Origin of the sequence: Peribacillus muralis (genome assembly GCF_001439925.1) — a bacterium.
Lineage (GTDB): Bacteria > Bacillota > Bacilli > Bacillales > DSM-1321 > Peribacillus > Peribacillus muralis.
On the sequence record NZ_LMBV01000024.1, the window covers coordinates 1 to 15,508 of the forward strand.

At 36.3% G+C, this 15,508-nt stretch carries 10 protein-coding genes; 5 read left to right on the forward strand and 5 right to left on the reverse strand.

The features are described from left to right. Nucleotides 1-530: 530 nt before the first annotated feature. Nucleotides 531-818: an AGE family epimerase/isomerase gene (locus tag ASU00_RS20100; RefSeq protein WP_082630515.1), complete on the reverse strand. Its 288-nt coding sequence runs from the start codon at nucleotides 816-818 to the stop codon at nucleotides 531-533. Between the two features lie 557 nt (nucleotides 819-1,375). Then, entirely contained in the window at nucleotides 1,376-1,621 is a 246-nt protein-coding gene (locus ASU00_RS20105) for a hypothetical protein (RefSeq protein ID WP_057915245.1), read from the reverse strand. 196 nt (nucleotides 1,622-1,817) lie between these two features. Between ASU00_RS20105 and ASU00_RS20110 the strand changes: the two genes are divergently transcribed. Next, nucleotides 1,818-2,012: a hypothetical protein gene (locus ASU00_RS20110; protein ID WP_057915246.1), complete on the forward strand. Its 195-nt coding sequence runs from the start codon at nucleotides 1,818-1,820 to the stop codon at nucleotides 2,010-2,012. A gap of 357 nt (nucleotides 2,013-2,369) precedes the next feature. Here the strand turns inward: ASU00_RS20110 and ASU00_RS20115 are convergent, their stop codons facing one another. Beyond that, the gene (locus ASU00_RS20115) at nucleotides 2,370-3,617 is read right to left on the reverse strand and encodes a helix-turn-helix domain-containing protein (RefSeq protein ID WP_057915247.1); all 1,248 of its coding nucleotides are present in this window, start codon (nucleotides 3,615-3,617) and stop codon (nucleotides 2,370-2,372) included. A 468-nt stretch (nucleotides 3,618-4,085) separates the two neighbouring features. Between ASU00_RS20115 and ASU00_RS20120 the strand changes: the two genes are divergently transcribed. The 3 genes from ASU00_RS20120 (at nucleotide 4,086) to ASU00_RS20130 (ending at nucleotide 10,682) form a co-directional block, all read left to right on the forward strand. Continuing rightward, nucleotides 4,086-8,249 (forward strand): S8 family serine peptidase, encoded by a 4,164-nt coding sequence (locus ASU00_RS20120; RefSeq protein ID WP_057915248.1) that lies wholly within the window; start codon nucleotides 4,086-4,088, stop codon nucleotides 8,247-8,249. Nucleotides 8,250-8,566: 317 nt separating this feature from the next. After that, nucleotides 8,567-8,791: a hypothetical protein gene (locus ASU00_RS20125; RefSeq protein ID WP_057915290.1), complete on the forward strand. Its 225-nt coding sequence runs from the start codon at nucleotides 8,567-8,569 to the stop codon at nucleotides 8,789-8,791. Nucleotides 8,792-9,359: 568 nt separating this feature from the next. Next, a complete protein-coding gene (locus tag ASU00_RS20130) occupies nucleotides 9,360-10,682 on the forward strand; it encodes a hypothetical protein (RefSeq protein WP_057915249.1) in 1,323 nt (440 codons plus the stop codon). Nucleotides 10,683-11,169: 487 nt separating this feature from the next. Here ASU00_RS20130 and ASU00_RS20135 read toward each other — a convergent pair whose 3' ends face one another. Both ASU00_RS20135 and ASU00_RS20140 read right to left on the reverse strand, forming a co-directional pair. Beyond that, a complete protein-coding gene (locus ASU00_RS20135) occupies nucleotides 11,170-11,610 on the reverse strand; it encodes a cell wall hydrolase (RefSeq protein ID WP_057915250.1) in 441 nt (146 codons plus the stop codon). 748 nt (nucleotides 11,611-12,358) lie between these two features. Next, entirely contained in the window at nucleotides 12,359-13,123 is a 765-nt protein-coding gene (locus ASU00_RS20140) for an IclR family transcriptional regulator (RefSeq protein WP_057915251.1), read from the reverse strand. A 765-nt stretch (nucleotides 13,124-13,888) separates the two neighbouring features. Here ASU00_RS20140 and ASU00_RS20145 point away from each other — a divergent pair. Continuing rightward, on the forward strand, nucleotides 13,889-15,460 hold the full coding sequence (locus ASU00_RS20145) for an OPT/YSL family transporter (RefSeq protein WP_057915291.1): 1,572 nt from the start codon (nucleotides 13,889-13,891) through the stop codon (nucleotides 15,458-15,460). The last annotated feature ends 48 nt before the right edge of the window (nucleotides 15,461-15,508 follow it).

Genomic DNA, 15,508 nt, shown 5'->3' on the forward strand with positions numbered 1-15,508 from the left:
TTGATAGATAAATCTCAAATATCGTAGAAAAAAGAACCGTTTTGATAGATAAATCTCAAATATCGTAGAAAAAAGATCCGTTTTGATAGATAAATCTTGAATATCGTAGAAAAAAAAGCAGTTTTGATAGAATAAATAAATTAGGTCGATAAGAATCATTTTACTTAAATATAATAGTACAAACTCGACGTAAAAGAAGTATTTGCTATCATTTTAGCAAATGCTTCATGCTTGTAGACTACCAATATAAAGTGAGTGGATACCTTCAGTAAAAAGCTTTAATGCAGTAAATCTACCATAAGAAATAAATTACGGGTAATGTGATAAGGATCTTTAACTGGCAGTGCGACCAAACGGTTAACTGGCTCGCCGCATCTGCTTCTTATTCGAATCCATTCACCAATCGATGTATCGTCATTACGAAAAGTCGTAAACGTATATTCCTTTATGGTTTCAAACCAATTCATAAGTTGTGGCCGATTAGTCAGTTTATAACCAAGCAATGTACAATATAGAGCCTCGCTGTGGGGTCACCACAGTTTTGTGTCCCACGTTTCCTCAATTAAGTTTTCAAATGACCCCCAATTTCCTTTAGGTTTTCCTCCTTCAAAATCAACAAATCTATATAATCCTTGATAACGTTTATCCCATCCCATTTCTAATGAATAAAGTATAGTGTCCACCGCTTTTTCAATAAGGTGGTAGTCTTTAATTTTATTCGCAGTATTCATGACAAACCACATACATTCAATAGCATGGCCAGGATTCAAGTGACGGTGCAAAAGGGTGTTCTTTAACTCTTCAATTTCGGTGTTCATTTCAATGTTTGTACGTCGACTGAGGGTGGAATCGAGGTAAAGGAAACGTATAAAACCGGAAAATCTTTGTATAAGAAAAATTGATATACATTAGAAGTTATGTGGTCATTTTCATAAATAAACGTTCATAATACATGAACGTAATCGGAAAAGTACCTGAAAAGACTACAAAGGAGTCAATAAATACGTAATTACTGCAAACGATGATAAAATTTTTCAACTTGTCCACACCTTCCATCAGTCCAAGCATATACAATAGTAAGGAGGGTGTTAGGATGTATAAAAATTGTTGTTATGTAGAAAAATGTTATGAGAAAAATGACCCTTGTACTGTATGGGTACCGAAAAAACGTTGCAAATGTAATAAATGCAAAAGCAAGCACCGGTATTAACAATAGAAGGGAAGCAACTGCAAGGCAGTTGCTTACAGGGACGGTCCTAGCGACGGTCCTTTTTTATGGGCTAATCATTTCATTTTGAATGCTGTGAGTCAGTTAAATGGATAAAATCATGGAAAGAAGAAAAAACACCCAACTGTGATTCTTGAGTGTTCTTCACTAATCTTTTTTTAGGATTTCCCTGCTTTGTTGGATGATTTCTTTATTTCGATTGATGGCTTCCACATTGTTCAGTTTGACATGATCATTGATCAATTCATTATCTTCCATATATTCAAGTAACAATTCAACTGATTTATCCAATAATCTTTCCAGTTTGATATCCCTTTCTTCTGCCAAACGAGTAAGCCGGCTATGTAAATGAGTTGCGAGTGACGAATCGAGAGGATCTCTACCTTGGTTCATTTGCATTCCCCCTTTTCCTTAGCTCCATTATATGATGGCAAGGGCTTGGAAGGCAACGTAAAGTGATTGTGAAATGTGAATTTACCGTTCATGTTAATAATGCTGCATAAATCGAATATAATAATGTAAGTTGAATTGTAATGAACTCATTATTAATCTGTATAGGCTGTGATTCTACATATAGGAGGAAATCTGTGTGGACCATGTTAGTAGTTTATTTGGGCTTTTTGCAATCATACCGATATTGTTTTATATAGGACTTCTTGTTTTAAGTGTTTATGTTGTGATCAAAATGATAAAATTCATCCATGCTAAAACTAGGTTAGATCAGCAAAGAAACGAAAAGCTGGAAGAACTGATAAGGGTTATTGGTAACGGTAAGGAAGAATAACGCATTTTGCCGTACGGAAGTACAATCCGATTAAGGATTGTACTTTATTATTTTTGGTTTTGTTAAATGATACTGTACGTTCGGTCGCACACCTGTTCGTCGCAGTAAGCCTAACGGGGCTGGTTGGTTGATAGAGCAATAGTAACTTCAGCCTAATTTCGGTAATAACTAGGTGTTTGGAATGGGCGAAGAAACTTGTGTGATCAGCCAGCCAAGGTTAGAAGGATGAGAAAGCGGCCGAATAGTCTTGCAAATTCCCCTGATCCTAACTTTACATGAGCAGAAAAGAAGATAATCAGGCTTTTTAATACTGAATTTCTTTACCACTGTAATCCTGCATTTTCCCAATGGTACTCCTTATCTTTGAACTCTTAATATCCGCAAGTATTTTTCTTCAAGTTCCATATCTGCCTCTTTTCTGAATTCCCAAAACAAAAGTAAACATTTCTTGAATCTTTCATTGTTCCCTATGTTATCCGCAATATATGCAACATCTAGAATTTCATCAAGCCCTTCTAAAAAATTGCCGATTGTACATTCATACATGGCATATGTATAGCGAAAATACAGGTAAATATGCTGTTTAAAAGGATCCTTACTGGTAGCCATTTCATCAATAATGTGCCGATATTCTTTAATAAATGCTTTTGCTTCTGCAATTCTTCCCGATTTTACATATGCTTCAAGCACTCTTGGCATACCAACATAAAAATCATCTCTTCCTTTCAACCAATCGAGATATGAATCCACATAACTTGTATAGCCTAAATCGAGATGTATTACAAACCTGTTCCCGATTGCTATATTTGCATAGTAACCATTCAACTGGGCGTAGCGGGTCGTCATTTCCAATATATCATTCAATGGTGCACCCAGACGGGCCAATGATAAGCTTTGGTAGATTAGTGCCCTTCCGTAAAGATCTTTTTCTTTACAAACTGACTCCAGCTTTTTAGCGTACTTCAACACCTCTGTCCATTGTTGATGCACATAATAGGTTGCTGTAATCCATAAATAAGACAAAATCTGAAATTCTTCGGGCATATAAGCTATATGTTCCAAAACGTTACTTAAAGCATGGCGCCCCTTTTTGGTTAACCGAACCATATAGAATATTCTGAAATAGCAAATGGCAACTTGTTCAGAAAAACGATTGGGTGTATTGTCTGTGAAAAATTCATATAAAGGCAACGCTTGATATTTTTTTCCATCCTGAAATATCTTCTCTGCGACATTAAAAACGCAAAGTAAACTCTTATCTCGAATAGCTTTAACCTTTTCTTCCAGTATCGCGTTTAAAATGGTATCGAGCTCATGTGTGTAACCTTCAGTAGCACATCTATATAGAAATTGTTCACTTCTTCGTTTATCAAGATGAAAGTTTTTGTTAAAACATTCTTCTATATAATGCTTATATAATGTTCCTCTCGCTAATCCAAAAGACTCTGTAATCGCATCCAAGTTTTTTAGAGAAAGAGGTAATTTATGATTAAAGATACGGCTGATATCACTGATGTGAATCTCTGTATGTTTAGCTAAATCTGTCTGATTCCATTTTTTTTCATCCATTTTTTTATAGATGATATAAAGCAAGGTTGAATTCATTCTGTTCACCTACCAATTGTTTGATTCTTTGATTCTTTGATTCATGCGTAATCAATTTGTATCTTAACCGATAACCTTCCTTAACTTAGGACCATTCTATTATATATTAATAGAATGGCAGTTTAAATAAAGGAAATAATATCAAACAATATTCGGAAATCCGACATAATGACATTATCTTCATAATAATTAGAAGGCGTTTTAAACTAAAATGGACACCTAAAGTTAGATTTTCATGATGTTCATGGGGGGTGTTGAATTGTGTAACTAAAAAATTTAATGGATGGTTAAATGAACCTTAAGCGTAAGTAAGATGCTGAGATTCTTGAAAGAACAATGTGATTTTGTCGAAATTTGTCAAAAAAAATTCTAATTTGATAGAATTTTTCAAAATTAAAATTCTATCAAATTCCCCTATAATCAAATTTAGAAAAGCAACACTATGTATGAAGGGGAGCGAATAGCAGAATGAATCGTTTTATCAAGGGTACAGCAATTTTGACATTAACTACAAGTGTTTTACTCAGTCCAGTAAAACATCATCAGCCGACCGTAAAGGCTGAGACGAAATCATCAATAGTAAACGTACTTTCAAAGCTTACGCCTGAGCAACGACAAGCTTTACAAAAACTAGAGGTTACGAGTCAGGAAGGGGTACAGTTACCTTCTTCAACCGATTTAGATTCTTCTGAAAATCTATCAGTCATCGTAGAATTTAAAGATAAGCCAGCAAAAATTGCTGCAATCGAAGAAGCTGCAAAAGGAAATAGTTTATCAGTATCTAAAGCTAAACAAAAAGCAGATGCAGCGCACGATACATTTAAAAGTGATTTACAATCCATTTATAAAGAAGATTTAAAGAAAAATAAGAGTCTTTATAAAATCAAACGAACATACAAAAATACCATGAATGGTGTAGCGATTAATTTACCAGCAAATAAAGTTAAGTCTTTATTACAATCTAAAGCTGTTAAAGCGGTTTGGCCTAATAATGTGATAAAAGTTGAGCCACCAAAAGCTACTGAAGGTGCGCAGAATTCGACTAAGAAAATTGCAACTGAGGTGTTTCCAGGAGTCAATAAATTACATGACGAAGGTTTTACTGGGAAAGGAATTAAAGTAGGGGTCATCGACACAGGAATTGATTATAATCATCCCGACTTGAGAGATGCCTATAAAGGGTACCGAGCAAAAGCGGGTGTCGATCCAAAATCAGTTAGTCCTAGTTCAGTTAAAGGTTGGGATTTTGTCAACAATGATGCAGATCCAATGGAAACAACATATGATGATTGGAAAAAATCGGGATATGCAGAGAAAAACCCAATGACAGGTTCAACTTACTACACGGAGCATGGAACCCATGTATCAGGGATTATCGCAGGTCGTGGCAAAAATGATACGGACTATGCTGTAACGGGTGTCGCACCTGATGCTGATTTATACGTCTATCGTGTATTAGGAAATTATGGTTCTGGTTATACAGAAGATATATTAGGCGGCATTGATAAGGCTGTCGCTGACGGAATGGATGTGATTAATTTATCCCTGGGTGCCAGTACGAATGATCCAGAAAACATTGAAAGCCTTGTTTTAAATAATGCAGTCCTTTCTGGTGTAACTGCCGTTGTATCAGCTGGTAATTCCGGGAATGGAATGTATACCTTAGGTGCACCTGGCGCGGGAGCATTAGGCATTACAGTTGGTGCAAACGATACAAAAACTTTGATTGCCACATCGAGAGGGACATTACATGGAACGTCTGGTGCAGTTGCTGACTTAAAACTATTAGGAAAAGGCTTTACTGATAATATAGAGAGTTTAAAAGGTAAAAATCTGCCAATCGTTTCAGTGCCGAATGCAGGTGCGGATTCTGATTATAAAAATATCGATGTGAATGGAAAAATTGCAATGGTGAATCGAGGTATGACTGCGCTTGCAGATAAAATTACAATTGCGAAAAAGCATGGTGCAGTGGCAGTAATAATGATGAACAATGTACCTGATGAAGGATTTATACCGTCATACTTAGGTGCAAGCTATGGGCTCATCCCAACGTTCTCGATGTCCTATGAACAAGGAGCTGAACTTGTATCAAAACTCGGTACTGGTACGCCAACCTTCTCTTTTGATGAAATCGGACAAGTAACGGATGAAGGAAGTAAACTGGCGTCATTCAGTTCACGTGGACCGGCGCGTATCACATATGATATTAAGCCTGAAGTTACTGCACCTGGTGTGGCTGTATTCTCTACTGTACCATCTTACATGCATGGGGCAGATCAAATTGGTAAATATGAGTACGCTTATGATAATCTTTCAGGAACATCAATGGCTTCACCGAACGTAGCGGGTGTTGCTGCCTTATTATTACAAGCAAATCCAAACTTATCACCGTCTCAAATTAAAGAAACGTTAATGAACACAGCCGATCCATTAAATGGTGACTATAGTGTGTTTGAAACAGGGGCAGGACAAGTAGATCCTTATGAAGCCATTCATGCAAAAACGAGAATCGAAGTATTGGATGAAACAAAAGGAATATTAGATAGAAAAGGAAATCTTAAAACTGTTAAAGAATTAACAGGTGCACTTGCTTTCGGTAAAGTTGCACCAACAGGGAAAAATTTTAGCAATCAACGCTCATTGAATATCTATAACAATAGTAAACAAGCAAAAACATTTGACGTAAATGTAACTTTTCAAAAAGACCGTCGCGGCTCACTAGATGCTGATGAAAATGGTGTAATGATTGTAACGGATAAATTGATTAAGGTTGCTGCTAACGGTAAAAAGAAATCAACAGTCACCATTACCGTACCAAAATCAGCAAAGTTAGGCATTTACGAAGGATATGTAACGTATACGAATCATGCCAATCCAGAGGAAACGTTTCAAGTTCCATTTGCGATAAAAACAGTGGAAGAAGGAATAAATCCAGTTACGATGACCCCGCAAGCATTTACGCAGGTATTTGATTATGCTTATCCTGGTCAATTAGTCTATACGAACGCAAATATTAGTCTTAAATCACATATGCGTACATTTGATGTAATTCTTGAAGATGGCAATACAGGGAACGAGTTAGGCTATGTAGGTTCATTTGACGGGCTACGCATGGATGAAAACATTCCCTATCAAGTTAGTAAAGTATTTAATGGACAATATTACAAAGCGACAGGTGATGAAGATCAGCCATTTGCTTATAATTCTGATTTAGCCAAACCAGGACACTATAAACTGAAATTTATTGGCACGAATGACGCAGGTCAAACATTTTCACAAGAAGCACCGATTTATTTCGATAATACGGCTCCTGAATTAACTGTGGACAGTCAAGATATTGTTAAATATAAGAATGGTCAAGCTAGCGTAAACATAACCGGTTCCGTTTATGATAAAGAAACGGAAGACATGCAAAAGCTTGGCATGGAATTTAATCAAGGAAGCACAAAAGTGTATTATCAAGATTATTTGGGAGGAAGAGCAGTATCGGTACCTGTAAATCCTGATGGTACATTTACAGCGACAATTCCAACAAATCCAACGCGACCGATGGAACTTGTATTCTACGCAATCGATGCGGCATCCAACAAAACATTTAAAGAAGGCAGAGATATATTTGTCACTCGTAATGACGTCACGTATGGATATATGCAGCCTAAAGACCATACAGCAAAGATGGGCGAAACAACTCATGCAACATTACTGCTGAATAAAGCAAACGGCGTAAAACAAGTTGCTTATAAGTTCAGTCATTATACAAATGTTGCATCAATGAATGTTAACGTACATCCAAGTGTGGCAGATAAAGTGGATATTAATGTCACAGATAAACCGGTCAATGCAGGATCGAATGCATCGGAAGCGACAGTAACGATCACGACAAAAGATGGAGTTACGCCGCTATCAGGCAATTTAAAACTTGCAGATATAGAATTTAAAATGGGTAATGAATATACGGCGCTTCCTGTCATGTTCCCGGCGAGTTTGGGTAGTGTTACAGTAACAGATAGTACTAACACGACAAAAACAGTTCCGGGCGGTAATCCAGCAATCGCATATATAGAACCGACGTACTCTCTCCTTCGTGGTACTAAAGATGCAGAGGCATTTTTAGACCCAGCAGGATCACCGAAAGGATCGATTGATTATGCAAAAATGGGAGTCAAAGTAAAAGCAACAAGTTCAAACGGTACCGTGTACGAAGGATTAAACAATTCCAGTGTTGTGTATCAAATTCCTCATTTACCTTTAACGGATGATACGTATGAGTTTGAATTAAATGTCCCTGGACATTTTACAGTTCACAAAAACTTTACAATCGGATTCCATCATGATGGAAAAGTGACGAATCAAAACCTTTACTTAAACTTAAAGACAGCTAACGCCGGGGATATAAATAAAGATGATGTCATCGACGTAATGGATGCTCTTTACTTACAAACTTATTGGGGAACAAATAAACGTGATGCAGATATTAACTTTGATGGTGTAGTTGATGAGAAAGATATGGCATTTGTAGAAAGAAACTACTTAATGCAAAATCCTACAATTAACTATGCACCAACACCTAAAAAGAAATATAAAGCTCAAAATTTAGAAAGCATTAAGAAAGCTTTAGGAATTAAATAATAGCAATGAGAAAAAAATATAACTATCTTTAAGCATGAATTGGCTCCGGTATAAAACCGGAGCCTTTTTATTTGAGGTACAAGAAAAAAGGGAATGGTGTCCAACAAAGAAAAAAATGTTAACGGCTTCTAGTGCCAAAATATTTGAATTACCGGATCGCCGTTTAAATAACTTATTGTCTTTTTTTTAGAAAAGTGGCAGGGTGGTTCCACATGCCAAGTTTACTCAAAGACCGAAAATTTTTCGTTCACCAATTTAAGCTGTACAGGTACTCATTTTTTCAAATGCAATATGATGTATTTGAAGGAGTGATGATTATGCCATGGCAACAAAAAATTAGGTTTCTAATTGGTCAGCCTGTTGGAATTTCATTAGCAAACGGACAAGGGACATCAGGTGTATTGTGCGGAACATCTGACAATAAGCTTCTTGTAATTGAATATATGTATCAAGCTCAATTTGCTTTAAAACAATATGATTTTCATATGATTCAGGATATAAATGGATTTCCACCTTGTCAGAACCCACAACCATTATATTAATGAAACGTCCCACCAAAGAGGGTTTTTTTCTTCTTAATATGTTCAACTCGATAATAAGTCTAAATTGACTAATGGTGTTTCGATGAGGAAGCCTACCAACAAAACGTAAAAGGCGTAGGCTAAGAGAATTTCTGAATAAAAAGCCGTTTTCCTACGCTACGCTAAGTGATAATATCAGGTAAACACGAATTTACAATCGTACGGAAGTTCAATTATATTAAAGCCTAATTTCTCGTTTTTAATACCGGGAAATCAGGCTTTTTTTTACATGATTATACATGATTAAAGAGCCCTTTAGTTGAGTTACATACGGGAGTCTTAAGTATTGTGTATGACTATACGTCACAAAATCCCTAATGTTTTTTTTATAAACCTATATGTTGCTTAATTATCATGCGTATTTTTAGTGTTGCGATAGCAGACTAAAGAGCATATACAACTCTTTCCTTCTTAGCTTAATGGCGATGTGGTGGTTCCTCATCTGAATTTGATGAACATTGGTACATTCCCTTGCAAACGCTCATAAACCAATAGTAGGAAATTAATATGTAAGGGGATGAACCAATTCATGTTCAATAATCGTAATTGCCCAAATCGGTCATGTGACCATCCTGAAAGGTGTGAAATTTGTAATCGTTGCAGTCAGTGTAATCCAAATGAAGTATGCAATAGAAAAAAGAGGCCACATAATTCCAGTTGCAGCTGTAATGGGGTTTTATTACCAACATGTAATTCGGCCTGTCAAAATACAATTAGAAAATCATTAAAACAAAATGGCGGCGAGCAGGAACAAATCCTTTGCCAATCGCACGGAGATCAAGGAGGTCAAACCCAAGGTGATCAGGAACAAAACCAAACCATAGGAGATCAAGAACAAAACTTAACCATTGGTGATTCAGAGCAATCTCAAACGATTGGAGACCAGGAACAAGATCAAAATCAAATGCAAACGCATGGGGATCAAGAACAAACTCAAACGTTAGGCGATCAAGATCAAAACCAAACCCAAACACATGGTGATCAAGAACAAACCCAAACGTTAGGCGATCAAGATCAAAATCAAACCCAAACACATGGGAGTCAGGAACAAACCTTGGGTGACCAAACTCAAGAACAGTCACATGGAGATCAAACGCTAGGTGACCAAAATATACAGGGACATAGAAATTTCTCCCCATTGAACAATAATCAAACGATTGAAACTACCGTAAGCGGAGTAACTGTAAATCTGACCACAACTTGTAAAAGTGATTATGAATGCAATTCTTGCAAGGGAAAGTGTGAAGGGGATTGTAAAGAGTGTTGCAAAGATTCTGATTGTAATGATTGCTGTAAGTGCTCATTATGTTCCTTATTGAGTCAAATCAAGCCGCTTCAGACACCCGGTTCGAATAATGGCATAGCCATTCACTTAACATTTCCGACTTCCGCTAACCCAGTTGAAGATCAAGTCATCACCAATATTGATAATTGTAAAACGGTAACTTACAAGGACTCAAATCAGGTAGGAAATAATCCAAGTACAACCGTTCCGTTAAAAAATATATCTGGAATTAGTGCAGGGGCTTCGTCGGAAAATATTTTTGAGTTTTTGTTACAGTTTGCAAATAATTGCGGAAATGCTGCGATAGAACAGTGTGACTGTAATAAAAGTTTGAAAAAATGCGGTTGTAAAAATGGGATTGCCGAAGATTTAGCAAGTGCGGCAAAATTTGGGTTGGCTGTTAACCTCTTCATAGAGGGTCAAACGGTAACGACTGAGGATTTATTCGTTTTGAATGTTTGTGACTGCTTAGTTTTTTTAGTGGATGATTTAACTGATCCTTCAGAAATTTTTGTATTTACAATTTGTTCAATTAATGGATATGTAATACCGCAACAGTCCGTTTGAGAAGAGTCCTTGTAATTATATTATGCAACAATTTCTCTCGTAGTTAATTATTAAATTGCTACGGAGTACATAAGGGAAAAAATGATTTAAACAAATGTTTTTATATTGAAAGAACCTAGTGGATTTAAGACATGAATTTCGTGTGGAAGTATTGGTTAAGCTCGCTAAGCTTCCAAGCAGCACGTACAATCATTGATAAGACAAGTGAATCTTTCGGATCCAGATGCCGATTTAAAAGCGGAGATCCCAGCGATTTACGACGAGTAAGAAGGTCGTTGCGGCTTATGTCGTATTCGAGATTATTAGCGTCGTGACCAAAAAGTAAAGCACAAAAGGTACAACGAACTATGAAAGTATTAGACTTGAAAATCCTCGTACATTTAGTAGAGGAAGAAACTCTTTATGCCTGACTCCTTTAGCACTATATCGCGCTCCAATTATTATGTCGCCCTACAAAAAAAGGACCATGTTAACGGTCCTACTTTCATTAACCGATATAAACACTCGCACATGTTCCAGGCCTTGGTTCATAAAAACAATGTTGTTTAAATTGACCAGTAAATGGTTGGTCGTACCAGGTTGGAGGACATGGACCAGATGGATTAAAGTACCAAAGAGCAAATTTCGCAGGGTGCTCTCTCCAGGAATCCAAATTCCTCCTTGCTAATCTTCTTTCAGATTCTCTTGGTCTTTGATAAAAAACATTACCTTTTTGAACCGCTTCAAAAGAGTAATTACCTCCTTGTACGTGGAAAATGACATCTCTAACTGTTCTTAATTCATTAAAGTCAGTACATGCTGCTACAACACGATTAACAATTACATTTCCAACATACAGCATTCCTTGATCGCCTTCGCCTTCAGCTTCTGCCCTCATCATCCTTGCCATTAGATCAACGTCTGCACTTCGGTAAGCTACTCTTGCCATTTTTTCACCTCCAAAATACAATATGACAAAAAACATACATTCATGTCTTGTTTATAAAATAAGGATGCTTCTCTCAGAAATTCCTTCCTTCCATATCATCCTCATGCCCATTATGACGAAAATCATCAATTGAAGAAAGAAACTAACAATTAAAGAAGCCACCTAAAACAAATGATTCCTTATCGTATAATGTTTTCGAAATGTTTTTGGTACATAGTAAGGTAACAACGAGTGTATCTCCTGTAACCAAGCGATCCAGTAATTGTTGTCATTCTTTCATGAACAATTCGATCTACATTTGGATTTCGCAATTACTCAATCTGATGATCCAAATTTTGATCCAAAGAAGAGACACGTGCATAACCAAAAATCATAAAATCTCTTTGGAAACAGAAAATCAAAAGACAAGTGTATATGATAGTTTAATTGTAATCAATATATATCCTTACACTCACTTATGAAGTTAATTAGGTAGAAAAATGCGCAAAATAAAATTCAAAATTACACAAAAAAAGGCCTAGTCAGTATAATACGGATCCTAGCCATAATTATTTGGAGTATCCTCATCATTCATAGATGAAAAGGATATTGAGATTCTATGTTTCTAACAAGTCATATTTGCACCAGAACCAGTGAAATACCCGTCACTTGAAGAAAATATTCTTGGGTGAATAGAGTTAACCTGACCACTCCCATGGCTTTAGCCAAGGGAGTGGTCAGGTATAAGGATGTTATGAATAATCTAGGTTTAATTAATTGAAAAACCTAATTCTTTTGATAAGTCTAATGAATATTTTTTTAAAGTATGCTCAATTTGTTCAACTTTACCCTCTGAAAAATGATCAATAATTCCACCTACGCTTAATGCACCTACTACTGTATTAGACACATCATATATAGGTACACCTAGAGCACCAGTTCCTAATGAAAATTCCTCCAAACTAATGGCATAACCTTTTGTTTTAAATGCATTAATTTTTTGACGTAATAAAGATTCTTCGTCATGAGATAAATTCAAATTTTCTATAATGGTATTTTGTGTTTGTAAATCATAATGTGAAAGCATAGCTAAAGGTCCCCCACCTTTATTAAAAGGTAGTAAATCCCCTACGTTAGTTGAGTTGGTTTGAATATATTGGATTCCTTTTACAGTATCTAAGCATAATGCCTTATCATTCCGCTCTATGAATAAATATGAAATGCCACCCAGCTCTTTTGAAATCCAATTTAGATATTTTTTTGCACAAGACTGTATATCTAATGATTCTATTGCATGTTTCCCTAGTCGATAAAGCTCAATTCCCAATCTATAGTAGGGTGTTTGACCAATATAAATTTTTTCTAAATATCCTATATTAACTAAAGAATTACACATCCTAGATGCCGATGTTTTAGTAAAACCGGAATATAGATGGATATCATGTAAGGTTAGGGAAGTGTGTTGTATAAATAAATCGAGTATTTGAGGAATTTTTTCAATAGATTGTATAATGCTTTTGTCTTGAGTAGACATAGGATATCTCTCCTTAATATTAACTTCTATATGCACACGGTTCTCAGTCTTTTACTTATTAATAGACATTTTCGAGGGTTATGATAGGGCCACCCATTTTTAAAATAGGGGAAGATTGTACTTACTTTTAATAAAAATATTATAAAAATACTATTAAATAGTGTCTAAAGGAAAACTCATAACAGCCACTACTACATGATTCCTTCTCCCATGCATGTTGCATTCACTAAAAATGAGTGCAAAATCATCATCCGCATAGTGTTTATGTGATAGACAATCTTTTTTTAATATCTTTTACTGAGTTATCATTCTTACATATTTCAATTGAAAGCGAAGCTAATATCTCTCGATTCATCAGTAATTAAACTGTTTTCATAAATTACCATTGAATTAATTCCACTATGCGTTATTGGATACCGTATAATAATAATATATTTATTTAATAAATTCAATGTTTTAAGGATATTGACAAAATTCAGAAATCATTTTATGATTCTTGTACCGTATTACGTAACACCATTCCGTAAATGTTAAATCATATTCAAACACTATGTGCTTAAGCAACAAGCTAACACCCCAGCAAATACAATTGTCATAGCGAACGAATGGTAGAAAAGGAAATGAGTTAACTAATTTGGGATTTTTGTATTGCCGCTATAAAGTACTGTTTAAAATCTTCTTAGTAGCAACATCAATGTCCTTATAGGGGGGATTTCTGTGAATCAAGAACAAAAAGAAAAAAAACATCCACGTATTTTGGAGCCAATGACTCTTATTTTGACGATTGTTACAGCAGTATTCGGAGCGATTATCGGGATGCAGATTATTACAAGTCTCGGAGTAACACCGAGTACTTCCATCATTGGTGCCCTTTTAGCTATGGTGATTGCTAGAATTCCGGTCACACTTTTTAGAAAATTCAAATCACTGCATCGCCAAAACATAGTTCAAACATCTATCTCATCAGCTACGTTCGGTGCAGCCAATAGTTTATTAATACCAATTGGGATTCCCTTTCTCATGGGAGCCCAAGATTTAATCATTCCGATGTTAATTGGGGCTGCTTTAGCTATGTTTGTTGATGCAGCCATCCTTTATAAATTATTTGATTCAAGGCTATTCCCTGCTACCGGAACATGGGCACCTGGGGTTGCTACAGCAGAAGCAATAATAGCTGGAGATAAAGGTGGTAAGCGTGCAGGTCTCCTTGGACTTGGTACAGGAATAGGTATCTTAGGGGCTTTATTTCATATTCCGATGTCCGCTTTTGGGGTAGCTTTTATCGGTAATATATGGGCACTTTCAATGTTCGGAATTGGACTTTTGATACGTCAGTTCTCCATACCATTATTTGGAGTCGATGTAAACTCTCATTATATTCCTCATGGAATCATGGTCGGTGCGGGTATTGTAGCGTTAGTGCAGGTTTCCATGCTGATTTTTGCAAAACAAAAAACAACAAAAAAACCTAATACGGAAGTGGCCGCTACAGTAGAGGCGGTGGATGAATCTAGTTTTACCCGTTCCATTAAAGAGGCAAGAAGAACGTTAGGATTAGGATTCGTGGCTTATCTTGTCATTGCTCTTGTGATTGCTCTTACAGGAGGAATTATGACCGACATGTCTCCAGGCATGTTGATCGGATTCTTACTTTTTGCTGCTTTTGCTGCCTTCGTTCATGAATTGATCGTCGGGATTGCCGCCATGCATTCAGGCTGGTTTCCAGCTTTTGCGGTAGCCTTTATTACCCTCCTAATAGGAATGATGGTTGGCTTTCCACCACTAGCTCTTGCCTTACTTGCAGGTTTTAGTGCAGCAACTGGACCAGCATTTGCAGATATGGGTTATGACTTTAAAACAGGACATATTTTACGTGGAAATGGTCAAGACAGAGACTACGAAATATATGGTAGAAAGCAACAATATATTACAGCTATGATTGCATTTGGAGTGGCCCTTTTAACAGTGGTTGTTACGTACAAAGGTTTCTTTGCACAAAATCTAGTACCACCAGTTGATGCTGTATATGTTTCTACAATCGAAGCAGGTGCATCTAGTGGTGTAGCGACACAGCTATTACTTTGGGCTATACCAGGTGCCATTATTCAAATGATTGGTGGGTCAAGCCGTCAATTAGGGATAATGTTGGCTACAGGTTTATTGATTTTGACGCCATATGCAGGATTTGCGGTGTTATCAGGTATTCTCATTCGCATTATCTGGAGAAAAGTTAAAGGTAAAGAGGCAGATACTCCGATGAGTATTTTAGCAGCAGGCTTTATTGCTGGTGATGCATTGTTTAGTTTCTTCAGTTCAGTATTTAAAATAAGTAAGTGAGGAGATTAAGTTGACAAAAAAGTGATGGAATTTGCAGGATACGGCGGT

Coding starts and splice junctions, on each gene's coding strand:
- ASU00_RS20105 (WP_057915245.1), bottom strand. CDS start 1,621: ATGAACCAAGGTAGAGATCCTCTCGATTCGTCACTCGCAACTCATTTA.
- ASU00_RS20140 (WP_057915251.1), bottom strand. CDS start 13,123: ATGTCTACTCAAGACAAAAGCATTATACAATCTATTGAAAAAATTCCT.
- ASU00_RS20100 (WP_082630515.1), bottom strand. CDS start 818: ATGAACACCGAAATTGAAGAGTTAAAGAACACCCTTTTGCACCGTCAC.
- ASU00_RS20135 (WP_057915250.1), bottom strand. CDS start 11,610: ATGGCAAGAGTAGCTTACCGAAGTGCAGACGTTGATCTAATGGCAAGG.
- ASU00_RS20130 (WP_057915249.1), top strand. CDS start 9,360: ATGTTCAATAATCGTAATTGCCCAAATCGGTCATGTGACCATCCTGAA.
- ASU00_RS20145 (WP_057915291.1), top strand. CDS start 13,889: ATGACTCTTATTTTGACGATTGTTACAGCAGTATTCGGAGCGATTATC.
- ASU00_RS20120 (WP_057915248.1), top strand. CDS start 4,086: ATGAATCGTTTTATCAAGGGTACAGCAATTTTGACATTAACTACAAGT.
- ASU00_RS20125 (WP_057915290.1), top strand. CDS start 8,567: ATGCCATGGCAACAAAAAATTAGGTTTCTAATTGGTCAGCCTGTTGGA.
- ASU00_RS20115 (WP_057915247.1), bottom strand. CDS start 3,617: ATGAATTCAACCTTGCTTTATATCATCTATAAAAAAATGGATGAAAAA.